The sequence below is a fragment of the Brumimicrobium oceani genome (genome assembly GCF_003143775.1).
Taxonomy (GTDB): Bacteria; Bacteroidota; Bacteroidia; order Flavobacteriales_D; family Crocinitomicaceae; genus Brumimicrobium; species Brumimicrobium oceani.
On the sequence record NZ_QFRJ01000003.1, the window covers coordinates 225,504 to 250,118 of the forward strand.

Consider the following 24,615-nt stretch of genomic DNA (forward strand, 5'->3'; position numbering starts at 1 on the left):
ATCTGCAGCAATCGAATGGCAAAGGGAAATGTATTAAAACAAAAAGATAAAAAGAAGAAGAATGAGCCTTCGTCTAAATCGAAAAAAGGCAAATCTTTATCTTCACTTTATGCAAAAGTAGACAGAAGAAAGGCAAAATCAATTAGTGGTGCTATACTTTTACTGCTTTCCATCTATTTATTCATCGCATTTACATCCTATCTTTTCAGCTGGAAAGAAGACCAAGATTTAATTATTTCAACAACTTTTTTTGAATTTATTTTTGGTAGTCCAGACATTGAAGTTACAAATTGGCTGGGTAAATTCGGGGCTTGGACCGCTCATTTATTCATGTTTAAATGGTTCGGAATTGCCTCCTTTGCTTTCAGTTTTTTACTTATGATATCTGGTGTGAGACTTCTGCTGAATATCAGAATTCTTCCGCTGCGTAAAACATTTCTAGTAACCTTCATTGGAATAATTTGGTTCTCTGCATTCTTAGGGCTTATGACCACTAGGGTAAATTATTTAGGAGGTTCTTTTGGATACGCCACTAAGGAATGGTTAACTTCTGTCTTAGGTGTTTTTGGTGCTATTCTACTGATTCTAGTGCTACTGTTTGTGGCTATAGTTTCTTTATTTAATCCTGACTTTAAAGCAATATTTCAAAAATATTTTCCAAAAAAAGAAAACTCCGATTCAACTTTGGCAGACAATAACAGCTTTTCACAAGAAGAGGTTATACCATCAGAAAAGGAAGACGATGAAAGTAAAGCGTTGGAAGACGATTTTGAAGAAGAAGAATATGAAGTTACTTTCAAAGACGACAACTTAGATAAGCAGAGTACAGAAAACACTGAAGTAGAAGAAGATGATACTGAAACTATTGAAACGCCAGAAAAAGAAGTTAAAAGTGATGATAGCTTCGAAGTGGTAGAAAGAAAAGAAGAGCCTGAAAGCGAGATTATAACTCTAAAAAGCGAAATTTCAGAAAAAGATCCCGACGACAATGAATTTTCAATTGAGGTAGCCAAAAGCGAAAAAGAACTATCGGATAAAGATTTAAATAAAAAAGCGGAAGATTTTGGCCCTTATGACCCAAAACTGGACTTGTCAAGCTATTCACTTCCTACCATTGATTTACTTCGAAAATTTGAAAGTAACCAGGGGGGAGTAACAAAAGAAGAGCTGGAAGCCAACAAGGACAACATTGTAAATACGCTCGCAAATTACAAAATTGACATTTCAAAAATAAAGGCTACAATTGGTCCAACGGTAACCCTTTACGAAATTGTACCTGCTCCGGGAGTAAGAATTTCTAAGATTAAAAATCTAGAAGATGATATCGCTTTGAGCTTAGCTGCATTAGGAATTAGAATTATTGCTCCTATTCCTGGAAAAGGAACGATTGGTATTGAGGTTCCGAATAGCAACCCAGAAATTGTAAGTATGCGCTCTTTAATTGCGTCTGAAAAATTTCAAAGTTCTAAGGCCGAACTACCTATTGTATTGGGGAAAACCATCACCAATGAGACATTTACTTTCGACTTGGCAAAAATGCCTCACCTATTAGTCGCAGGAGCCACTGGTCAGGGTAAATCTGTTGGACTGAATGCAATACTTGTGTCCTTATTATATAAGAAACATCCATCCCAAGTTAAATTCGTTTTAATTGACCCAAAGAAAGTGGAGCTCACGCTTTTCAATAAGATTGAGCGTCACTTTCTGGCGAAACTCCCAGATGAGGAAGAAGCAATTATTACAGATACTTCCAAAGTAGTGAACACCCTCAATTCATTGTGTATAGAAATGGATGAACGTTATGATTTATTAAAATCTGCTCAAACAAGGAACATCATAGAGTACAACAATAAATTTATTGCCAGAAAATTAAATCCTGAAAACGGTCACCGCTACATGCCCTACATTGTAGTATTGATAGATGAGTTCGCCGATTTAATTATGACTGCAGGAAAGGAAGTTGAACATCCAATTGCACGATTAGCTCAACTTGCCCGTGCTATTGGTATCCACTTAATTGTGGCTACACAGCGTCCATCAGTTAACGTAATTACGGGAATGATAAAAGCCAACTTCCCTGCCAGAATAGCATTTAGAGTGTTATCAAAAATAGATTCTAGAACTATACTTGACACATCAGGAGCAGATCAATTAATTGGAAAAGGAGATATGCTTATTTCTACAGGAAACGAAGTCATTCGTCTACAATGTGGATTTGTTGACACCCCAGAAGTTGAGGATATTTGTGACTTTATTGGAAATCAAAGAGGTTATCCTGACGCGATGATGCTCCCTGAATATATAGGTGAAGGCGCTGAGGGAGCAAGCTTAGACGTCGACGATGAGTTGGATTCTAAATTTATTGAAGCTGCAGAAATTATTGTAACCCATCAACAAGGTTCTGCCAGTCTACTTCAACGAAAACTTAAACTTGGCTACAACAGAGCAGGAAGAATTGTAGACCAACTTGAGGCTCACGGAATTATCGGCCCGTTCCAGGGAAGTAAAGCAAGAGATGTTCTCATACCTACAGACGAAGCACTGAACGAACACCTCAATTCACGAGGTTTACGTTAACAAAGGTAAACATACAAGTAAAAAAATATAGTTATTTTTGGCACAGTTTATGCAAAATCGATTTTAAATTTATAAAATATGAAATACTTAATTATAGCGGTTCTATTTATCTCAACTTCATTATTTGCGCAGTCAGATCAAAAATCAGATCAAATTCTAGACAACATGTCTTCCGAGATTAAAAAAATGAATTCATTTTATATTGAGTTCACGATGAACGTTAAGAATCCCGCAACCGGTGAAAATTCCAATCAAAAAGGATTAGGTTACGTGAAAGGCGATAAATACTATGCTTCACTTGGACAAAATACACTTGTTTCAAATGGTGTAAAGAATTGGACAATTGTAAAGGAAGAAAAGGTTACTTACCAAAGTGATGTTGACCTTGAAAGTGATGAATCAATGAATCCAAAAAAATTAATGACAATTTGGGAAGAAGGATTCAAAAATAAATACGACCAAGAAATTCAAATGAATGGAAAAAAGACTCACCAAATAAGTCTATTCCCTCTAGATCCAAGTAAAGTAAACTATCATACTATAACTTTATACATCGAAGCAAGTAATAACGAATTACAAAAAGCAATTATGAAAACTAAAGATGGAAGTACAATGACCTACACCATAGATAAGTTTGAAAAGAACAGTGCTGTTACAGACAGTAAATTCGTTTACAATCCAAAGAACTTCCCAGGTTATCAGCTCATCAGAGATTAAAAATTTAAAAGCAAATTTCTTTCAGTGAAGAAATTTGCTTTTTTTATTGCTTTAATTGGTTCAGAAAATAATATATTTGTGCACAAATCAGCAATTTAGCAATTTAGCAATTAAACTATTTCGATCAACGTACACAATTTAACCATTTACAAACATTTTCACCCCTTTAAATCAATAGCAAAACAATAAAAAATCTTGACAAAGTAAAATTGTTTATATTTGTCCCCTGAAATAAATTTTATGTACAAATCCATATCACTTATAATTATCCTAATCAATGTTCTGTTGTTTAGTTCCTGCGGTACACACAAAAAAATGGTGTATTTTCAAACAGATCAAACAGATAGTACAGCGGTAGAAAATTCACAATATACACCCACTTTTAAGCCAGATGACTTCTTGGCTATTGTTGTTACTGCCAATGATCCAAACAGCGTTGTCCCATTCAACTTCCCAGTGTCGGGTAACACTCAGCCTGCTCAAGCAGGATATTCCTCTGGTGCGCCTGCAAGAACAGGATACTTAGTAGATCCCAATGGATTTGTTAACCTACCTATTTTAGGTAAAATAAAATTAGGTGGACTGAACAGAACTGAAGCTACTGATTTATTAGAGGAAAAAATGAGTGCTTTTTTACAAAGCCCAGTAGTGAACATACAAATCCAAAACTACAAGGTTACTGTTTTGGGTGATGTTAAAAAACCAGGAACCTATACCATTCCAAATGAGAGAATAAGTATTTTGGAAGCCATTGGCTTATCAGGTGACTTGGACATTACTGGAGTTAGAAATAACGTACTCGTGATTAGGGATGAAAACGGTGAAAAAAAACAGTACAGGGTGGACTTAACTACGGACCAAGTGCTCACTTCACCTGTATTTTATTTGGAACAAAATGATGTTGTTTATGTAGAACCAAATAACGCAAAAAGATCACAAGGAACATTTTGGAGATCTTCAGGAGGAATAATTATATCCTTGACTTCATTAGTTATTACTACTATCACTTTAATCACTAATTAGCAGATATGCAACAGCAAATATTTGATCAACAACCTGAGGAAAACATAAATATTCAGGAAATTATCTGGAAGTACTTACAGCACTGGAAGTGGATTTTACTTTTTACATTTGTATTTTGCGGTGTAGCGTACCTCTATTTAAAAGGACAATCGTCCATTTATAAAAGTACTTCAACAGTTTTAGTCAAAGATGATAAAAAGGGAAGTTTAGGCGCGGAATTAGACATTTTCTCAGACTTAGGTCTTTCTAAAGGAAACTCTAATTTACATAACGAAATTGAGGTTTTTAAATCTAGAGACCTCATCATGAAAGTGATTAAGAAGCTACAATTAAACACGCAATTAACTCAACAAAACAATACTTTAAACGCGGACACCTATTATTACGGAGATAATTCACCATTAATATTCAAGTTCAAAGACAGTTCGGAGGATTATTATTCTAAATCATTTGCACTAGCATTAACGAAAGTTACTGACGATAAATTTGTAGTTCATCAAAAGTATAGTGAAAACCAAAATGAATTCAACGATAAATTAGGCGAATTCAAATACAACCAAGAGTTTGAAACTATGGGTGGTAAAGTAAGTGTTTCTAAAACAGAAAGCTTCAACAAAAGCCATATTGGTAATAATTTTACATTTAGTGTTTCTTCACTTTCTAGTGCTACAAATAAATGGAAAGGAAATTTCGAAGTTAGTACAGTCAATAAAGATGCTTCAGTCTTGGTATTATCAGCAACTGGATTGATTAAGCAAGCCAACAATGATTTCATTAATCAGCTAATTATTGAGCACGAGGAAAATGCAATTTCAGATAAAAATGAAATCACAAAAAACACGAGTGCATTTATTGCTGAGCGAATGAATGTTATTCAGGATGAATTATCTGAAGTTGAAGGAATTAATGAGAAATTTAAAACAGACAGAAGGTTAGTTGATGTAGAAAAAAATGCTGAGATGTTTCTTGAGCAAGAAGGATCAATTGAAAGCGTTATCATAGAAACGAATATTCAGCTCAGTTTAGCTGAGTATATGGTGGAATACCTAAACAAATATGATGATGTTACTACCTTATTACCTGTAAATTTAGGATTCGAAGATCAAACCATTAATGCTATAACTTCCGAATACAATAAGTTAGTTATGGAGCGCAACAAACTTATTGAAGGCTCTAGCGAAATGAATCCATTAGCAGTTCAACTAGAAAACCAAATAAACGGACTAAAAAAGAGTGTCAAAAGAAGTCTTCTCAATGCCCAAGAGAGCATGGAGATGAAATTAAAAGAACTTCAAAAAGAGTCTTCAAAATACAAAAAGAGAATCGCTGACATTCCAGAATTTGAAAGACGTTATAGAGAGATCCAACGTCAACAACAAATCAAAGAAACTCTTTATCTTTATCTTTTACAGAAAAGAGAGGAGAACGAAATTGCTATGGCTTCAACGATTGGAAACGTAAAAATCATAGATGGAGCATACCCGTTGAGCACTCCAGTTGGACCAAAGAAAAATATCATCTTCCTGGCGGCTTTCATTTTGGGTATAGCTATTCCAATTGCATTCATTTATTTACGTGATTTACTGGACAATAAAGTAAGATCAGTGGACGAATTAGAGGCTACGGACATTTCAGTGGTAGCTGACATTCCTATGGATAAAACAAAGGAGGTTTTAGTTACTAAAAAGGGAGAGCGAACGGTAATCTCTGAAGCCTACCGAATGCTAAGAACGAATATGAAGTTTTTACTGGAAAAGAAGGAAGAAGGTCAAGTCATCTTTTTAAGTTCCACACTTCCAAGTGAAGGAAAAACTTATACCTCCATAAATATAGCCAATTCATTAGCGCTCACAGACAAGAAAGTAGTACTTGTAGGACTGGATCTTAGAGCACCAAAACTTTCTCAATACCTGAACCACGAAGAAAGTCTATTAGGAGCCTCCAATTACTTGGCGAGTGAAGATATAACTCTGGATTCGATAATATACCCAGCAAATGACGATATTAATTTCGACTATATATTTTCTGGCGACATTCCTCCTAATCCAAGTGAGTTGCTAACAAGACCAAGAATGAATGAGTTGTTTGAAAAGCTAAAAAAACAATATGATTATGTTATAGTGGACACATCACCAATGGCATTAGTTGTGGATACTGTTTCCATACTTGAACATTCGGATCTACTTCTGTATGTCGTGAAGGCAAACTTTGCACATAAAAAATCACTTAATATCCCGATTAAACTCCATAGTGATAGCAAAGTAAAAAACATCGCCTTTATCCTCAACGGAAGCGAAAGGAAGAAAGTTGGCTATGGTTATGGAAACTATGGCTACGGATATGGAGACACCTATGAAGCAGCAAGCGGCAAAAAAAGTAGGTTTTCATTTTTTAAGAAAAAGTAATGGAAAACAACGACTTTATTTAACACATATTTTTTGGTTTTAAGCCATTATTATCTTTAACTTTGCTAAAAATAGTTTAAATCAGATTTAACATTAAATAAGAAAAGTAATATTTTAAATTAATTTGATTAACTAGTTATAATTCATACATTTGTAAAAAACTAACATAACAATAAATTAAAATTCACATAGCCATGAAAAAAATCTCACTGATATTATTGATTACTCTTTTAAGTACCTCGGCATTTTCTCAAATGAGATCTGGTCGTTCAATGGGTAGTCTAAGAATCAACTGGCACAAGACAGGATGGTTCATTGATGGTAACGCTGGAATTCGTCTTTTGGGACAAACTTCTCCTATTGCCGATTCTGAACTTGCTTGGTCAGCTAATGGTGGATTAGGGTACTTCTTTAATAAGAAAATTGCAATTAAGGGTAGATTAGATTACAATCAATTTAACGCTGCTTACAACGGTAAACTGGATAGATCAGGTCAAGCCGCTGCATCGTTAGAAGCAATGGTTCGATTATTAGAACTTATTTCTCCAAATTATTACAGAAAATTCGAATTGAACGTTCACGCAGGTGCTGGTCTAACAGCGCTTTTGAATCCATCTCTGAGGGATCAAGTAGAAGCTAACGGTGGTGAATACAAAGGGAAATTATTTAACGCAGACAATATGGGACACATTATTGTAGGTATTACACCCCAATATCACATTAACTCAAGAATGTCTATTAATTTAGACATTAGTCAATTTACACAATTCAAGCAAAATAATACTTATGACAGTCACAACGGAGTAAAATCCAAAGACGTTACTGGTTTTATTAGTGCATCCGCAGGATTGACAATTAGATTTTAATAGTAGTTAGTTAAAACTCAATATCAAAAATCCACTCAATGTAATTGAGTGGATTTTTTGTTTTATACCCCCATCAAAATTCAGGAGTGGCATTTAGTGCTCAATTAAAAAAGCTTACGTCAAGCAGTTTTCTCTTCTTTATTTCTAGATCTCTTCGCTAATAATAACAGTAGATGTGCAAAGCCCTGCAAGAAGAGAATACATAAGCAGTCTTATTTTCGTTTCATGGCCTCTATCACTCCAAACGAGCACAAGGAACTAGTAGCTCGCTATTTCTATAAGGAAGAATAAGCTCCATTTAAATTTCAAGTTTTAGGATATAATCAATTGGAGTGGAATTCAGTTCGTTCTAAAACATAAAAGTATGCTCGATGAAACAGTAAGAATCTATAAAAAAACATTAAGGAAAAGTATACATAGACACATTGAACAGCGTTGCAAATAAAGCAATAGAAGTACTACTGCTTTCTTTGTAATAGATACATAAAGCCGGCCATTGAAGCTTAGAAAAAGCCCCTCGAGAACATTCAGGAAATTCTAAAAAGCGTTATATACTATTTTTAGAACCATTTAGCCAATCAACATCTTTCTTTAGCCAATTCAGTGTTTCTTCCTCTTTAGAACCGCTTTCCGCTTTAAAATCATAAAACCAAGAAGCGTTTTTAGGTAAACTCATCAAGATAGACTCTATCCTTCCTCCTGTTTTTAGGCCAAATTTCGTTCCTCTGTCATGCACTAAATTAAACTCAACATATCTTCCTCTCCTGAGGTTTCTCCAATCCTCATTCACTTCGGTAAAGCGCGGATTTCGGTCAGCATTTATCTGATCTGCATAAACTTTTGGAAAAAGCTCTCCTAAGTCAATAGCAAAGTCGAGTAGTTGCTCTTTTGAGACACCCTCTTTCTCTGTTAACTTATCGTAGAAAATACCACCAACACCTCTCGTTTCCTCACGGTGCGGAATGTAAAAGTACTCATCGGCCCAAGTTTTAAATTTGGGATAAAAATCAACATGATACCTATCGCAGGTTTTTTTCAGGTCTTTATGGAAATTTTGAGCTTTTTCAAAATCGATATAATGCGGTGTCATGTCAATCCCTCCACCAAACCAATAGACACCCGTATCCATCTCAAAATAGCGTACATTCATGTGCATAATTGGATGAAAAGGATTTCTGGGATGAATCACTATGGAAACACCTGTAGCCAAAAACGAATTACCATCAAGACCCAATTGCTTTTTCATCACTTCTGAGACTGGTCCGTGTACCGCCGAGAAATTAACGCCGCCCTTTTCAATTATTTCACCTTCTGATAGAATTCGAGTTCTTCCACCTCCACCCTCTTCACGGACCCAATTGTCCTCATGAAATTTGGCTTTACCGTCTAGCGTTTCTAATTGATTGCAAATGTAATCTTGAACAGATTTTAATCTGTTAATTACCTCTTCTTTGGTTAACGTCAAAATGATTGTTATTTGAAATTATTTCTAAAAACTGAATTTCAAAATCTTTTTGTTTTGAAATAAATACACTCGAGTTTTCGCTTCCATGATTCTTCCCTAATGATTCGACACTAAAGTGATCCATTAAACCAATGCTTCTGTCATATCCCAAAAGCAAAGAGGCCACTTGAGAGAGCACAACATCAAATCCGTGAAATGCATATTTGGATGCATCTGAACCATATCTCAATCTATAATCCGCCAAAAATTTCTTGACATCTTTCTTGTCATAGTCTAAATAATTGGAAGCCGCAAAATGAAATTCAAAACGATTTTTATAGTAACTATTTAATGCTGGTATATCCATCCAACTTTGTAGCCCCACCATATTAATGGCAGCTTTACCGTAAGTTGGACTATAATTTTTAGCAGCATTTAAAGCGTTTACAAATTTCATTATTTGCTGCACATCACTTGAAAGACAAACAATAAAATTACTTCCATCAGTGTCTATTTGATTCATTAAGCTTCTACCAGAAGCATCTCCTACTCCAGTCACTTTTGCCGACTTTCTTGTTGCAAACGACTGACTTTTTTCAAAAATATCTTTAAAATACTGAACCCGTTCTTTTACTTCCTCATTTTCACCTTCAATAATGACTATATTATCCGCTCCGTGTTCTTTGGCCAGGTATTTAGCCATCGCACTAATCATTGTCAATTCCGAGGGAACCATAGAAAGTAGGTAAGGATTATTTTCCAAAAGCTTAGTTGGTATTTTGGTGACAGCGACAATAGGAACTTTATTGCTCAAACCCCACTTGGCTGCGTGCTCTAATAATTGTGGGTAAAAGGGACCAATCACGAGGTCTAAATTACCCTTGTTATTGCTACCTAATTTTTCCTTTAACTTAATTAAATCTCCACCTGTGTCAAAAAACTCTACTTCAGCATTTAAACCAAGCTTTTCGAGGGAATCTAGAGCCATCTGAGCGCCCATCAAAAATTCTACAGATAAATTAGTGAGTTGATTTAAAGAAGTACTTTCAGAATAGAGTCCTGACAAAGCTTTCGGATTATCTTCTAATCTCATGGGCAAAACAATTAAAACCTTGTAATCATCTTTTTTCTTCACAAGAAAGTCTGTTGTCTTTTTTATTGTGTCTTGTTCCACCAACTCTCTCACCTCAACTTCTTTAATTCTCTCTTTCTTTAGTTTAATGGTTAAAACTTGGCCCGGTTTAATTGAGCTGCCCTGTAGATTATTTTGTTCTATTAACTCTTCCACAGGAACCATAAATCGTCTTGAAATTGAATAAAGTGTCTCTCCTTTTTGAACTTCATAATTTACAATGCTGTCTTGAAAATCAACCTTGTAATCAATAACAGTTACAGAGTCATCTTTAAATGGATTATGTGGTTCAAATCTCTGTTCTGTTTCTTTTTCTGACTTTTCGTTTTTATCAAGTGGTTTTTCTTCCTCCATCAAAATAGGTTTTCCATCTATTTTAGACAGCAATGGGATTTTCAACTCTTGCTTTATATCTAAACCTTCATCTGCTCCTGGATTTAACCGAATTATATCTGCCACCGAAACATTATAAGAACGAGAAATTCCATAAAGTGTCTCTTTTCTTTTTACGAAATGAAGCACATACTTCTCTTGGGCAGGCTTTTGAGCAACATCCCCATTCGTTGGAATATATAGAATTTGACCTACTTTTAATCCGTCTTTTGCAGTGGGATTAGCTTTAATGATAGATTCAATTGTGACTTCATACTTTACATGTAAACCATACAAAGTATTCCCTGCCTCTACTGCATGAACTCTATACAATTTACCGTCTTTGGTTTCTTGTCTTATTTCTTGAGATAAAACAGAAAAAGCACCTCCAAAAAATACAATTAAAGCTATTAAAATCCTCATTATTCCCATTCTATTGTTGCAGGTGGCTTGGAGCTAATATCGTAAGTTACACGATTAATTCCTTTCACTTGATTAATTATTTTATTCGATATTTTACCTAAAACTTCATAAGGCAAATGACACCAATCTGCAGTCATTCCATCTGTTGAAGTCACGGCACGCAATGCCACTGCATTTTCGTAAGTTCTTTCATCGCCCATTACACCAACAGTGTTCACAGGTAAGAAAATTGCACCCGCTTGCCAAACCTCATCGTACAAGCCAGCAGCTTTTAATTCTCCGATAAATACAGCATCTACCTCTTGAAGAATCGCAACCGTTTCTGGAGTTACTTCTCCTAAAATTCTAATCCCCAAACCTGGACCAGGGAAAGGGTGTCTTCCCAAAATAGCCGGAGAAATTCCTAAAGACTTCCCTACACGTCTTACCTCATCTTTAAATAAAGATTTTAAAGGCTCAACGACTTTTAATTTCATATAATCTGGTAATCCACCAACATTATGGTGAGATTTTATGGTTTGTGAAGGTCCTCCAGTAACACTTACAGATTCAATTACATCGGGGTAAATTGTACCTTGACCTAGCCATTTTGCGTTTTCTACTAATTTTGATTCTTCATCAAAAACATCTACAAACACCTTACCAATTGCTTTTCTTTTTTCTTCTGGATCTGTTAACCCTTTCAAGGCAGAATAAAACTTTTCAGATGCATCAACACCTTTCACGTTAAGCCCCATTCCCTTGTAGCTTTCTAAAACTTCTGTGTATTCGTTTTTACGTAACAATCCGTTATTCACGAAAATACAGTGTAAGTTCGAACCAATTGCATGATGTAATAAAGTTGCCGCTACAGAGGAATCCACTCCTCCAGACAATCCTAAAATCACTCTATCGTCTCCAAGTTGTTCTTTTAAAGCATCAACTGTAGATTCCACAAAAGCATCAGGCGTCCAATCTTGTTTACACTCTGCAATTCCAACCACAAAATTATAGATCATCGTTCCACCATCCGTTGAATGATAAACTTCTGGGTGAAATTGAATTCCATAAGTTTTTTCTCCTTGAACCGCGTAGGCAGCATTTTTTACATCTGCTGTACTTGCAATTACATCAAAATCTGATGGTAAAGTCTTAATAGAATCTGCATGCGACATCCAAACTTGTGACTGTTCTGCAATTCCTGCTAAAAGACTACTTTCGTGATCATGGGAAACAATATTTGCTCTTCCATACTCTCGCGTATCAGAAGCAGCCACTTCTCCACCAAAATTGTGCGCCATATATTGTGCACCAAAGCAAACTCCTAAAAGTGGAACTTTACCTTTAATTTTTGATAAATCGATTTTCGGCGCTTTCTCGTCTCTTACAGAAAAAGGACTTCCTGAAAGAATTACACCTTTAATATTACTTGTGATTTCTGGGCATTTATCCCAAGGGTGAATCTCACTATAAACATTCAGCTCTCTTACTCTTCTCGCTATAAGTTGCGTATATTGAGAACCAAAATCCAAAATTAAAATCGTGTCTTGCATGGCGCAAAGATAATAAACCCTTCATTCGACACCTAAGTAATTTTTAATTTTTAACGACTAAAAATCTAAAAGTCGAATGAATAGTGATTATGACTTTAAAAGCCTATCCAATACTCTACCAATAAATATGTCTTATCAATTAATTAGTCTTTGAAAGAAAACTCCAAATATTCGTCAATAGGACGGACAGGTCGATGTTATGCTTACCTCGGCTGGCTCGCATCGGACAAGCTTACTTCGTCAGACTATGCATATCTCAGCGCAACGTTGCACAGGTGTTTTGAATTGCAGGAGTCCAGAAGTTTACAGTCGGGACTCCTGACAATTAAAAACTTCTCAAGCCTTTTCTATAGAATTTTCTTATCAATAACTTGAAAAAGCCTAGTTTTCTTGCGAACACAACCTATCGGATAATTTGATTGGTTTTCAAGGACTCCACAGTATTCTTCATTATACGTTCTTCTATATTTGAGGTATCCGCTTGAACGAAGCCTTTTCCTGTAATTTTTTCAAAAAGCTCTATGTATCTTTCTGTAACCAAAGAAATGAAATCTTCTGGAATAATTGGCATTTTCTGACCTTCCAAACCTTGGAAATCATTTTCAATTAACCATTGACGGACAAATTCCTTACTTAATTGACGTTGTTGTTCTTTATTCGCTTGTCTTTCTGCGTAACCTTCTGCGTAGAAATAACGTGAAGAATCTGGTGTATGAATTTCGTCCATCAGCATTACTTTTCCATCTTTCATACCGAATTCATACTTTGTATCCACCAAGATTAAGCCTCTTTCAGCGGCCATTTCTGTTCCTCTTTGATACAATGCATGAGTATACTTTTCTAGCTGACTGTAAATTTCTTCTGTTGCATAACCTTGCTTCAACAATTCTTCACGTGAAATATCTTCATCATGTCCCTCAACTGCTTTTGTAGATGGAGTAATAATTGGAGAAGGAAATTTATCGTTTTCATTCATTCCATCTGGCATTTCAACGCCACATAAAACTCTTTTTCCAGCGCTGTATTCTCTCCAAGCGTGTCCTGTTAAATATCCACGAATCACCATTTCAATACGAATTGGATCACAACGGTAACCCACAGCCACATTTGGATCTGGAACATCAATTAACCAGTTGGGTAAAATATCTTCAGTAGCTTTCAAAAAATGAGTTGCCACTTGATTTAAAACTTGACCTTTGAAAGGAATTCCTGCAGGTAAAATATGATCGAAAGCAGAAATTCTATCTGATGCAATCATCACTAAGTGGTCATCACCAATAAAGTAGACATCTCTTACCTTCCCTTTATAGACTTCCTTTTGTTCAGGGAAATTGAAATCAGTTTTTGTTAGACTCTTCATATTGCTTTTTTTCTTTATCGAAAGCTTCGATAATTTGTTTTACTATTCTGTGACGAATAACATCATTTTTATTTAATCGAACCACGCCGATTCCTTCAATTTCGCTTAAAGTATCTAAGGCAAATATTAAACCCGACTTTTGCTTTGAAGGCAAATCAATTTGCGAAGCATCTCCTGTAATCACGAAGCTAGCGGTCATCCCCATTCGGGTTAAGAACATTTTCATTTGATTGACCGTTGTATTTTGTGCTTCATCTAAAATCACAAAAGCCTTGTCTAGTGTTCGTCCACGCATAAATGCCAATGGAGCAATTTCTATGACACCAAGTTCCAAATAATCAATCAATTTTTCGGCAGGAATCATATCGCGCAAAGCATCGTACAAAGGCATCATGTAAGGGTCTAATTTATCCTTCATGTCTCCAGGTAAAAAACCAAGACTTTCACCCGCTTCCACAGCAGGGCGCGTTAAAATAATACGTTTAACTTGCTTGTTTTTTAAGGCTCTCACAGCGCATGCCACGGCGGTATATGTTTTTCCTGTTCCCGCTGGTCCAACGGCAAAAACCATATCATTTTGGTTAATGGCTTCCACAAGTTTTCTTTGATTGAAAGTTCTTGCTTTTATTTTATTTCCACCAACACCGTGAATTATGATTTCTGAACCATCACCCGACAACATTTCAACTGGATCTTCCACCATAACGTTGTCGATATTATTTTCTGTTAGCCCACCATACTTGGCAATATGTTGTATCAGTTGATTGACTTTGGCTTCAAAACTTTCTACAACAGCTTCGTCGCCTTCTATTGTAAGCGTGTTTCCTCGAGCCACAATTTTTAAATCTGAAAAGTACTTTTTAATCAGCTTCAGTTTTGAATTATTAACTCCTAGCAATTCTAAAGGATTAATATCTTCAATTTCAATTTTTCGTTCTAGCAATATTTTACGGTTTTAATCTGCATCCAAAATTAATGAATTTTTAATGTTTTGAAACAAAAAAAGACACAGAAAGACAAAAGTTAGTAATTCCAAGATTGTTGGTTTAATAAGTTCGTAAAAAGGGCTTCAAAACATCAACTACCCTCTTGACTAAAAGCCAAATATCAGCATGGTATAGATTTGATTTTAAATGCTTGTCGGGAACTTTACCAGTTGTTTAATAAATTGCAATAGAAAATGGTTTTCTTTTAAGTTTGACAAAATCCTTCCATAGCTTAAAATCATAATTTTCAACAATGATCAGGATGACAGTTGTGGGAGTTAGTGGGCAAACGAGAGGAAAAAAAAACATTCCAAATTGCCTCACCTCCGTGAGGTTTAGGATCAAATTACTTTACTGCTCGAAATTCCCAGAACAACGCAACAATATTCTAAAAATTAAAGCTAATTTTGAATTTAATTGTTTCAATAAATTGCGTTTAAGTTAATATGAGCATAATCACGCTTACAACAGACATGGGATTAAGTGACTACTACGTTGCTTCGCTGAAAGGAAGGCTTTTGAGCTTATCGCCAAATGTTCAAATTATCGATATTTCTCATTTTATAAGTCCTTTTAAGATTACCCAAGCTGCTCATTTACTTAAAAGTTGTATTCGAGACTTCCCAGAAAACACTGTACATATTATAGGAGTAGATGCCGAACCATTGATTAATTTTAATCAACCAGAACAAAGTATTTATCCAACAATAGTAAAACATCAAGGACAATATTTTTTGGGTGCAGACAATGGTTTTTTCAGCCTGCTCATGGGGAATAAGAAAGCAGAAGGCATGTGGAGATTGGAGGATGTTCTTTCGCGTCCAGAATTAATGAATTTCCCAACAAAGAATATCCTTGTTCCTGCTGCATGTAAAATTGTAGATGGTATCCCATTTGAAAATTTTTGTAGTCCAATTGAAAACATTCGTAAAGCAATTCCGCTGTCTCCGGTTATTGATGGAGACACATTAAAAGGAGCTGTTTCATATATTGATCATTACGGAAACATCATTACCAACATTACAAAGAAGGACTTCCTACGCGTTGGAAAAAATATTCCTTTTGTTATTTATTTCCGACAGAAAGAATACTATATCGATACCATTTCATTGGGTTACAACGAAGTTCCAGCGGGAGAAAAACTGGCTATTTTCAATGACAGTGGTTATTTAGAAATTGCAATTAACAAAGGAACACCCGAAAATGGTGGAGGCGCAAATTCCTTATTTGGACTGCGTCTTGGAGACATCATCAGAATTGAATTTACCCCACGTGGATCTCGCACAACAATCGATTCACTTTTCTAAAATATACAAATGACAAGATTAGTTAAGCTCACATTAAAAGAAGAACACGTCAACGATTTCATTGCGCATTTTGATACCGTAAAGGAAAAAATAAACGCTTTTCCAGGCTGTAAAGGAATGAAATTAATGAGAGATAAAAATTCACCAGGAATAGTTTTTACTTACAGTGAATGGAAAACGGAAAATGATTTAGAAAATTATAGAAATTCTGAATTATTTGCTTCCATATGGCCAACTGTAAAACTTTGGTTTGAGAAAAAAGCAGAAGCTTGGTCTACGGAGACTTATTTTGATGGCTTTGCAATCAAATAAATAATATTAGCCCGAAATAGATGAATTTTAGCCTTGCTTTTTTTTCTTCTACTCAAGAAACAAGGGCCAGTCAAAAGCACTTCGAATTAAAGCAAAACTTTTTAATGTATTTCAGGTCAGAAGTTAATTTTGTCCGAACAATCAAAAGAAGTTTATTATCATTACAATTTTGACAATCTTTAGCAGTTATAAATCAAAATAAGCAAGAGAAGCATTATTTTTGACACAAATTTCATAAAAATGGGAGCACTTTATCTGAAGGAAATACGTAGTTTTTTAAGTTCTATTATTGGTTATGTGTTTATTCTTATTTTCATCGTAACCTGTTGGTTATTTCTATGGATAATCAATGACGACTTTAATCTTCTAAATGGAGGCGTAGCGGATTTAATTCCGTTTTATAATTTAGCCCCTTTAATCTTGCTCATTTTAATTCCTGCCATTACCATGCGTTCTTTCGCTGATGAAAGAAAAACTGGGACAATTGAACTACTTTACACTCGTCCCATTTCGGATTTTTCAATTTTAATGGCGAAATATTTAGCTGGTGTTACCCTAGTTGTAATTTCGCTTATTCCTACATTAACTTTTTATGTATCTATGCATTATTTAGGCGATCCTATTGGTGTAATGGACCATGGTGCGGCCATCACCTCTTTTATAGGACTCATATTGCTGGGCGCTTCATTTGTAGCTATTGGAATTTTTGCAAGTACAATAACCAGTAATCAAATTGTGGCTTTTATTTTCGCTATGTTCTTGTGTTGGTTCTCTTTTAGTGGATTGTCACTCTTAGGTTCTTATGCCACATTTGCAGGATTCGACAGCATAATCCGCTATGCCAGTTTAGACTATCATTATGATTCGATAAAAAAAGGAGTGATTATTTTAAGCGATATGGTCTACTTCTTCAGTGTAATCATTTTCTTTTTATTCGCTTCACACAATATTTTAACTGCAATACGTAAATAATTATGGCTAAAATAAAATTAAAGAGGGCTTCCAATAAAGCGTATTATGGAATTATTACTGCAATTGCTTTAGCGGTTTTAATTCTTATCAACATTATCGTATCCTTTGTTGATTTTCGTGCAGATTTCACAGGAGATCAGCGCTATTCTCTTACAGATTCGAGTATAAACTTCTTGAAATCGGACACCATTCTTACGGATAAAATTCTATTCAAAATTTATTTAGAAGGAGAATTTCCAGCAGAAATTAAACGTTTGCAAACAGCGGTTCGTGATAAATTAGATGAATTTAAATACTATGCTGGTGCAAAAATTCAATATGAATTTATTAATCCTAATAAGGGTTCAATCGAGGATCAGGAAGCGTTGAAAGAACAACTTTTCAATAAAGGACAAGGAATTCGCCCAATAGACATTACCTACAGAAGTCAAGGAGCATCAAACATAATTGAAATTTTCCCTGGGGCTATTGTAGAATATAGAGGAACAACAATTGACCATATTCGATTCCTTGAAGGAGGACAATACCGTTTGGATGCTAGACTCAACGACCTTGTTCAAAAAGGAATTAATAGCTTGGAATATAAATTCATGCGGGTTTTGGCCAAAGCAACACGAACAGAGAAGAAAAAGTTAGCTTTCGTTCATGGACATGGAGAACTAGGAATTCCTTATACTCAAGGAGCAAGAAGAAACATTGAAGATTCTTACCTTATAGATGATGTAATTATTGATGGCCAATTAAACGCACTAGATGTTTATGATGGAATTATTATTGCCGAACCCAAAGAAAAGTTTAGTGGTAAAGACAAGTTTATCATTGATCAATATTTGATGCAAGGGGGAAACATAATGGTTTTTAACAATCCACTAGAAATTAATAATGATACCATTCGCAGAACAGGAAAAACACATAGTGTAAGAAAAAGAACAGGTATTGGAGACTTACTTTTCGACTATGGAATAAAGGTGAATGAAGACTTAGTGATTGATGCGAACTATGATGCCTTTGCAATGCCTGGAATACCCAAAGGATTTGTAAACTGGTATTTTTATGTGAGGGCATTAGGAACAGACCACCCTATTTCTAGCATGGTAAATCCGGTGAAATTGCCCTATGTTTCTAGTTTGCAATTTGTAGAGACGAAAAATAAAACGAAGCCTTCAGTAATTTTAACGAGCTCATCGAATTCTAAATCTTTTGGAAACGCTCCCCTCCTTTCTATCGCCATGGAAACTCAGTTTGGTGAAAACCCTATTTTCCAAGAAGACCCGAACAATAAAAACAATCGTTCTATGTTGGGAGGAATTGTAGAAGGAGAATTTGAATCGGCGTTTAAGAACAGAATTATCTCAACTTACTCGGATAATCCTGATGCTAAAATTTTAGATAAATCTATTGCACCAGGAAAAATCATGGTAGTTGGAAACGGTACTTTCTTTAAAAACACTTACTATGACTCCGTTGCTGTTCCAGAGGAAAATAGGTACAGATATGTTCCCAGGTTGCCGCGAGGTAGAGAAATCGATGAACTTTTTGCAGGAAGAACATTTGGAAATTTTGAATTTTTCGAAAATTGCGTTGATTACATGCTGGGCGAAAGCACCTTATTATCCATCAGAAGCAGAACGATTGACCTTCACCCAACAGACAAATTAAAAATTGAAAAGCAAGGTGCGTTTTATAAATTCATCAATATTGCAATCCCTTTACTGTTTATTATCGTCATGGCTGTAGTTGTATTTGTAATACGCAGATATAAATACGTGAAAAAATAAATTATTATGAAAAAGTTAATTGTTATTGTTTTAGGAGTCGCACTTATTGTCGGACTATCCTACATGGCTTTAAATTTAAAATCCAATTCTAAAGCCACAGACATTAGTCTAATTGCCTTTGCTGTTGAAGACACTTCCACAGTAAATAAAATTGAAATTTATGATTCCTACACTGATCAAAACTTTTCAGTTTCTAGAAATGATGAAGGAATTTGGGTTGGGGAGAACGGTGAATGTATTCAACAGAACATTATACAGATGATGTTGGAAACGATGAACAAAATTACGTTGAAGGGCTATGTTCCGCAATCTGCAATGGCCAACATGAAGAAAAGACTTATGGCCAACCATAAAACAGTAAAAATTTACCAGAATGGTAAATGGGCGAAAACTTGGTATGTTGGACACTCTACTCAAGACCACATGGGAACACACATGTTGTTGGAAACGCCAGACATTAAAAGTGATAACCCTGTTATTATGGGGATGAAAGGCTTCTATGGAATTTTGGAACCACGATTTTTTGCAGACGCAAGAAGATTTGCTTGTATTGGACTATTTTCATACAAAAGTTCTGACCTAAAACAAGTTGAAGTCATCAATCGTGTAGTTCCAGACAAGAGCTATTTGATAGAAATTAACAGTCCAGATGACATCAGTGTTACCACAAACGGAAAACCTGTTCAGAACATTAACAAGGATAATTTAACCTTCTATTTGAATGGTTTTGAGAATGTAAACTTTAACCAACCCAATTTTACGCTTTCGCCAGCTCAAATTGACAGTATAAAAGCAAGCACTCCAGACTACGAACTAAATATCACTGCAAAACAATCTTCATACAACTTAGATTTATACAGAAGATTAGACCCGGAATATGATAAAAAAGACACTTTGGCTTACGATCAAGATTATTTATGGGGAGTGAAATCTGATGGAGATTTGGTTAGGGTTCAGTACTATTCTGTTGGTCCATTGATCCAAGGAAAAACTGTTTTTGTGAATGAGTTTATAACAATTGAGTAAAAGTAATTAGAACAATTCCTCAATGAGGCCATAATTAAAAAGAGAACAATGTATTTCCTTTTAAAATAGGCCCTTGTTTGGTTAGAATTCGCAGGAAAGATTGAAAGATTAGAAAAAGGTTTTTAATGCTTTAAAATTGAGTGTAAAAAACTATATTTGTCGTTATAAATTTTAAGAAAGAAAAAATGAATTTTGTAGTTTCAAGCTCAAGCTTATTAAAACACCTTCAAACAATCAGTGGTGTATTGACAACAAGTAATACTTTGCCAATTTTGGACAATTTCTTATTTGAAATCAATGAAAAGACTTTAAGGGTTTCAGCATCTGATATTGAGACTACAATGAAAACCACTTTTGAAGTGGATGCCAACGAAACTGGAAAGATTTGTATTCCTGCGAAATTATTGTTGGATGTTCTTAAGAATTTACCAGACCAACCTTTGACTTTCACGATTAACCCAGAAGGTTATGGTATCGAAATCACTTATACTAATGGAAAGTCTAAAATGGTAGGTTATAACGGTGATGATTTCCCTAAAGTGAGAGAAATAGAAAACACAAATAGTACTCTTATTAAAGGTGAAGTTTTAGCCGACGCCATAAACAAAACTATATTTGCCACAGGAACTGATGATTTGCGTCCGGTAATGAGTGGTGTTTTTTGCCAATTTACAACAGATGACATGACATTTGTAGCAACAGATGCTCACAAATTGGTGAGGTACCGTCGTTCAGACTCCACTTCATCTGGAAATTCATCTTTCATTCTTCCTAAGAAAGCATTAAACATGCTGAAAAACAATTTGGGTGGACAAGCGGATGCAGAAGTCAAGATTGAATTTAACGATTCAAACGCTGTATTTAATTTTAAAGACATCGAATTAACATGTCGTTTGATTGATGGGAAATATCCAAATTACGAAGCGGTAATTCCACAAGAGAATCCAAACGTATTAACGGTAGATCGCGAATCTTTGCTAAGGTCCATTAAACGTGTATCTATTTTTGCCAACAAAACAACACATCAAGTTCAATTAAAAATTTCAGGGTCTGAACTAGCGATTTCAGCTGAAGACATTGATTTCTCTAATGAGGCAAAGGAGCGTTTAACTTGTAGTTATGACGGAACAGATATGGAAATTGGGTTCAATTCTCGATTCATCATTGAAATGTTGAGTAATATATCATCAGATGAAATTAAATTGATGATGAGTCAACCCAATAGAGCTGGATTAATAGTTCCTGCAGTTCAAGAAAATGAGCACGAAGACATTTTAATGCTGGTGATGCCAGTTATGGTGAATTCATAAATCTATTTTTTTGGCATAAGGCTGACGTATACTTCACTTTATTCTTGATTTTCGCATGAAATTTGCTATCTTTAGGTTGCACTAATTTTCATTATGCTCAATCGTATGAATAATTTTTCTAAAGTATTATATGTCATTATAGGAAGTGTTTTTCTTTCTAGTTGCGGAAGCGCAGTAAATGCTCCTGTAAAAACAATCGAAGATCAAAAGGCTTCCCTGCATAAAACCATTGAAGAAACTGCTAAGGCCAATCATGTTTTAGAGGATTATCAATCACTTTCGTTCGGACAAATGAAGGTGTACAAACCAGAAACATTTGTTCGTTTAGACTCTATTTATGCCATCAAACAAAACTATATAGAGGAGAATGACTTACGGGGATTAAGAAGCTCTGGAATTGAGGAATTAATTCCCATTTATCGAGAAGAAGCTCTCCTAGAATTAGATCAAGTTCAGTACGAAATAGAACATATCTATCAAACAGGCACTGGCGATTCAATACAAATACATAGTTCCTTTTTCCTTTTTGACCACAAAGACAGCTTAGTTTTAATTTCGCCATTCTATCATTTTAAAATAGCACCAAAATTCAAAGATTTATTCTATGCCTATCAATTCGACTATCACTTTGTTACCAACAGAAATCTATACATTTCGGAAGCTGAGTGGGACTTTATTCGTTTTTTTAAAACCCGACAATTTGAATTAACAGGCACTTCAGCATTAGAAGCATTTATGCAACACACCATGCGAGTTATGGAAGCGGCTAGAAAATCTGCCACAGTAGACTTCAGAAATTTGAGTAAACTCTTGGTCACTGATCATTTTAAAACCTTGGGCAAAGAAATTATGATTGAAAAGTTTGGTAAGCTCATGGTTATTGAAGAAAATAATATTGTTATGAACTACGAGCTAAAAGTAGACTGGATAGATGAAACCATGGAAGGAATGAATAAATCTACAGTCTTTAAATTTAGTCCCTATTTAGAAATTGAAGACATAAAAACCAATATCCCACAGTAGCCTTTGTCCCTAAGAAAAGAAAATCAATCGGTATTTTTTATAATCAAAGCTTTTTGAGTTGTATTTTCATCAATAAAGTCACTTTCTAAATAAGGATTCCACGCTCCTTTAACTATGGATATTTTTTGATTTTTAGCGTTTTCAACCACCCGATCAGCTAAAAGAAAATGTTGATTGTGATAATTAACCAACCAGCCATTTTTCGTACTTCGAAAATATACATCTTTTTGCAAGCGCATTTCCTCGCCATCTACTAAGGGCAAGACTTCTGCTTTTAAACCCACCGTATTTTCATAAGCTTTCAAAAGAAAATCGATTTGCTTCTGAGTACTAGCGCTCGAATCATCGTAAATAAAGAACAGTTTTCTATTGGCTTTAAACACCACTGCTTTTTTGTAGTGATTCAAAACAATGAGCTCTTCTTTTGACTTATTATATTCACGATTTATAACTAAACTTAAGCCTAAGATGAAAAGTAAGACTATTCCAAATCGAAAGGCTTTTAGTTTTCTGCTTTGCCAAAAATAAAAAGTTAAAGCTATGCACAAATACATCATTGTTACTTGAAAAACATTCGGCGTGAATCCAGTACTCACTTCACCAGGCAAGGAATTAATCCATTTTATGAAAAGTGTAAGGGTGTCGTAAATAAAATTCACAAGATCAGCTAGAATATCTGAGAGATAAGGAACAGCATGAAAAATTAAAAAAACAACAACGCTTATCAGAGCCACTGAGGCGAGAACCAGCAGACCTATATTCGTTAAAAAGAAATAGTTTGGGAATTGGTTAAAATAATACAAGGTCAAAGGAATTGTGCCGATTTGAGCTGCAATTCCGATTACCGTACCTTGCCAGAAAAAATTGAATACCTTATACCGGAAATATAGCAGTTTAACGATGGGTCCGTAAAAAAATGCAATGCCCAAAACCGCCAAGTAGGACAATTGGAAACCTATATCGAACAAATAAAGTGGATTAAAAATGAGTAAAAGCAAGGCGGAAGCAAAAATGGCTTGTAAACTAAAGAACTTCTTGCCCATTAACTGTCCGATGGCTAAAATAGAAAACATAGTAACCGCCCGGGCCACTGAGGCGGACATTCCTGTAAGAAAAGCAAAAGCCCAGATAAGAATTAGGGCAAAATAAAGATAGAGATTTCTTTTTCTTAGAGGTTTGATAAAAAAGAATATCCACTGAAGAAAGCCCAATAGAATACCAACATGCATCCCCGAAACGGCTAAAACATGCATTGCGCCAGCGTTAGCAAAGTGATTTCTTTTTTCGATAGAAAGCTTTGACTTGTCACCCAAAGTTAAAGCAACCACCAAACCTTGATTCTCTTCTGAAATATTTTCCTTTATGATGTTAACCAAATAAGCACGAGAACGTGACCAAAAACCAGAAAAACTGTTTACGAAGTCCAACTCTGTAATATTCTCATCGTCTAAAAAGCTAATTGTGCTTATTCCTTTTGCTTTCCAATACTTTACAGCATCAAACTCGCCTGGATTGTTCTTGTTTTTGATGACTTGCAAATCCGGTTGTAATAGAACCACACTACCTTCTGAAACTTTAGGTGAGCTGGTTTTTATATAGCAAAGCAACTCTCCTTGTGCGTATACCTTTGCATGTGGCTTAATAATTTGCTGAATGGAAACAATGGCTTTATCATACTCCCCTTTTCCCTCTTGAAAATCAATTATTTGTCCTATCAACTGATCATTCTCTAAATAAAGACCTTTAAAATCCTGTTCATAGGACACAGGCATCTTCAACTGATAGCCCAGCATACCGGACGAAAACAGTAAAAGCACAATGTTCCAATTGATCCATTTTCTGTAGAAGTAAACTTTCTGACTAAAAGTCAATAAAATAATTAATGTGAATAATAATGTTGCCCAAATGGTAAAAATCAACACCCAATGAATATCGAGGAGATCGCCAAGAAAAATACCGATCAAAAACGCAGAAAGCGCTGCAAAGATTGAGCTTTTAATCAAAATGGTTAAATAATTTGTAGTGAACTGATGTTAAACTTAGGAAAATA

General features: G+C 35.1%; 18 protein-coding genes. 12 read left to right on the top strand and 6 right to left on the bottom strand.

Going from position 1 to position 24,615, the window contains the following annotated elements:
• Nucleotides 1-15: 15 nt before the first annotated feature.
• From DIT68_RS06235 to DIT68_RS06255, 5 genes are all read left to right on the top strand, one after another.
• The gene (locus tag DIT68_RS06235) at nt 16-2,577 is read left to right on the top strand and encodes a DNA translocase FtsK (RefSeq protein ID WP_109358958.1); all 2,562 of its coding nucleotides are present in this window, start codon (nt 16-18) and stop codon (nt 2,575-2,577) included.
• A 78-nt stretch (nt 2,578-2,655) separates the two neighbouring features.
• Nucleotides 2,656-3,294, top strand: a complete 639-nt coding sequence (locus tag DIT68_RS06240; RefSeq protein ID WP_109358959.1) for a LolA family protein — start codon at nt 2,656-2,658, stop codon at nt 3,292-3,294.
• A 315-nt stretch (nt 3,295-3,609) separates the two neighbouring features.
• Entirely contained in the window at nt 3,610-4,317 is a 708-nt protein-coding gene (locus DIT68_RS06245) for a polysaccharide biosynthesis/export family protein (protein WP_158276127.1), read from the top strand.
• A 5-nt stretch (nt 4,318-4,322) separates the two neighbouring features.
• Entirely contained in the window at nt 4,323-6,722 is a 2,400-nt protein-coding gene (locus tag DIT68_RS06250) for a GumC family protein (RefSeq protein WP_109358961.1), read from the top strand.
• 194 nt (nt 6,723-6,916) lie between these two features.
• Entirely contained in the window at nt 6,917-7,588 is a 672-nt protein-coding gene (locus tag DIT68_RS06255; RefSeq protein ID WP_146194141.1) for a hypothetical protein, read from the top strand.
• Nucleotides 7,589-8,135: 547 nt separating this feature from the next.
• Here the strand turns inward: DIT68_RS06255 and hemF are convergent.
• The 5 genes from hemF to DIT68_RS06280 form a co-directional block, all read right to left on the bottom strand.
• Nucleotides 8,136-9,053: an oxygen-dependent coproporphyrinogen oxidase gene (hemF, locus tag DIT68_RS06260; RefSeq protein ID WP_233244171.1), complete on the bottom strand. Its 918-nt coding sequence runs from the start codon at nt 9,051-9,053 to the stop codon at nt 8,136-8,138.
• A complete protein-coding gene (locus DIT68_RS06265; protein WP_158276128.1) occupies nt 9,025-10,959 on the bottom strand; it encodes an amino acid ABC transporter substrate-binding protein in 1,935 nt (644 codons plus the stop codon). Before DIT68_RS06265 ends, hemF begins: the two co-directional genes overlap by 29 nt.
• Nucleotides 10,959-12,491 carry a glutamine-hydrolyzing GMP synthase gene (guaA, locus tag DIT68_RS06270; protein WP_109358965.1) on the bottom strand — a complete coding sequence of 511 codons (1,533 nt, stop codon included), beginning with the start codon at nt 12,489-12,491 and terminating at the stop codon, nt 10,959-10,961. The genes DIT68_RS06265 and guaA overlap by 1 nt, the downstream gene beginning before the upstream one ends.
• Nucleotides 12,492-12,894: 403 nt before the next feature.
• Nucleotides 12,895-13,851 carry a phosphoribosylaminoimidazolesuccinocarboxamide synthase gene (locus DIT68_RS06275; RefSeq protein WP_109358966.1) on the bottom strand — a complete coding sequence of 319 codons (957 nt, stop codon included), beginning with the start codon at nt 13,849-13,851 and terminating at the stop codon, nt 12,895-12,897.
• Nucleotides 13,829-14,794: a PhoH family protein gene (locus DIT68_RS06280; RefSeq protein WP_109358967.1), complete on the bottom strand. Its 966-nt coding sequence runs from the start codon at nt 14,792-14,794 to the stop codon at nt 13,829-13,831. Before DIT68_RS06280 ends, DIT68_RS06275 begins: the two co-directional genes overlap by 23 nt.
• Before the next feature lie 489 nt (nt 14,795-15,283).
• On the opposite strand from DIT68_RS06280, the gene DIT68_RS06285 reads away from it, so the two are divergent.
• The 7 genes from DIT68_RS06285 (at nt 15,284) to DIT68_RS06315 (ending at nt 22,565) form a co-directional block, all read left to right on the top strand.
• Nucleotides 15,284-16,144, top strand: coding sequence for an SAM hydrolase/SAM-dependent halogenase family protein (locus DIT68_RS06285; protein ID WP_109358968.1), 861 nt, complete (start codon nt 15,284-15,286; stop codon nt 16,142-16,144).
• A gap of 9 nt (nt 16,145-16,153) precedes the next feature.
• Complete coding sequence (locus tag DIT68_RS06290) at nt 16,154-16,456, top strand: putative quinol monooxygenase (RefSeq protein ID WP_109358969.1); 303 nt, start codon at nt 16,154-16,156, stop codon at nt 16,454-16,456.
• A gap of 240 nt (nt 16,457-16,696) precedes the next feature.
• Nucleotides 16,697-17,428, top strand: coding sequence for an ABC transporter permease subunit (locus DIT68_RS06295; protein ID WP_109358970.1), 732 nt, complete (start codon nt 16,697-16,699; stop codon nt 17,426-17,428).
• 2 nt (nt 17,429-17,430) lie between these two features.
• Nucleotides 17,431-19,206: a GldG family protein gene (locus tag DIT68_RS06300; protein ID WP_109358971.1), complete on the top strand. Its 1,776-nt coding sequence runs from the start codon at nt 17,431-17,433 to the stop codon at nt 19,204-19,206.
• A 6-nt stretch (nt 19,207-19,212) separates the two neighbouring features.
• Nucleotides 19,213-20,232, top strand: a complete 1,020-nt coding sequence (locus DIT68_RS06305) for a hypothetical protein (RefSeq protein ID WP_146194142.1) — start codon at nt 19,213-19,215, stop codon at nt 20,230-20,232.
• A 185-nt stretch (nt 20,233-20,417) separates the two neighbouring features.
• The gene (gene dnaN, locus DIT68_RS06310; RefSeq protein WP_109358973.1) at nt 20,418-21,542 is read left to right on the top strand and encodes a DNA polymerase III subunit beta; all 1,125 of its coding nucleotides are present in this window, start codon (nt 20,418-20,420) and stop codon (nt 21,540-21,542) included.
• 105 nt (nt 21,543-21,647) lie between these two features.
• Nucleotides 21,648-22,565: a hypothetical protein gene (locus DIT68_RS06315; RefSeq protein WP_146194143.1), complete on the top strand. Its 918-nt coding sequence runs from the start codon at nt 21,648-21,650 to the stop codon at nt 22,563-22,565.
• A gap of 23 nt (nt 22,566-22,588) precedes the next feature.
• Here DIT68_RS06315 and DIT68_RS06320 read toward each other — a convergent pair whose 3' ends face one another.
• Entirely contained in the window at nt 22,589-24,568 is a 1,980-nt protein-coding gene (locus tag DIT68_RS06320; protein ID WP_109358975.1) for a ComEC/Rec2 family competence protein, read from the bottom strand.
• Nucleotides 24,569-24,615 lie beyond the last annotated feature (47 nt).

Coding starts and splice junctions, on each gene's coding strand:
- DIT68_RS06235 (WP_109358958.1), top strand. CDS start 16: ATGGCAAAGGGAAATGTATTAAAACAAAAAGATAAAAAGAAGAAGAAT.
- DIT68_RS06295 (WP_109358970.1), top strand. CDS start 16,697: ATGGGAGCACTTTATCTGAAGGAAATACGTAGTTTTTTAAGTTCTATT.
- DIT68_RS06250 (WP_109358961.1), top strand. CDS start 4,323: ATGCAACAGCAAATATTTGATCAACAACCTGAGGAAAACATAAATATT.
- DIT68_RS06255 (WP_146194141.1), top strand. CDS start 6,917: ATGAAAAAAATCTCACTGATATTATTGATTACTCTTTTAAGTACCTCG.
- DIT68_RS06290 (WP_109358969.1), top strand. CDS start 16,154: ATGACAAGATTAGTTAAGCTCACATTAAAAGAAGAACACGTCAACGAT.
- DIT68_RS06245 (WP_158276127.1), top strand. CDS start 3,610: ATGGTGTATTTTCAAACAGATCAAACAGATAGTACAGCGGTAGAAAAT.
- guaA (WP_109358965.1), bottom strand. CDS start 12,491: ATGCAAGACACGATTTTAATTTTGGATTTTGGTTCTCAATATACGCAA.
- DIT68_RS06315 (WP_146194143.1), top strand. CDS start 21,648: ATGAATAATTTTTCTAAAGTATTATATGTCATTATAGGAAGTGTTTTT.
- DIT68_RS06240 (WP_109358959.1), top strand. CDS start 2,656: ATGAAATACTTAATTATAGCGGTTCTATTTATCTCAACTTCATTATTT.
- DIT68_RS06275 (WP_109358966.1), bottom strand. CDS start 13,851: ATGAAGAGTCTAACAAAAACTGATTTCAATTTCCCTGAACAAAAGGAA.
- DIT68_RS06300 (WP_109358971.1), top strand. CDS start 17,431: ATGGCTAAAATAAAATTAAAGAGGGCTTCCAATAAAGCGTATTATGGA.
- dnaN (WP_109358973.1), top strand. CDS start 20,418: ATGAATTTTGTAGTTTCAAGCTCAAGCTTATTAAAACACCTTCAAACA.
- DIT68_RS06305 (WP_146194142.1), top strand. CDS start 19,213: ATGAAAAAGTTAATTGTTATTGTTTTAGGAGTCGCACTTATTGTCGGA.
- DIT68_RS06265 (WP_158276128.1), bottom strand. CDS start 10,959: ATGAGGATTTTAATAGCTTTAATTGTATTTTTTGGAGGTGCTTTTTCT.
- DIT68_RS06285 (WP_109358968.1), top strand. CDS start 15,284: ATGAGCATAATCACGCTTACAACAGACATGGGATTAAGTGACTACTAC.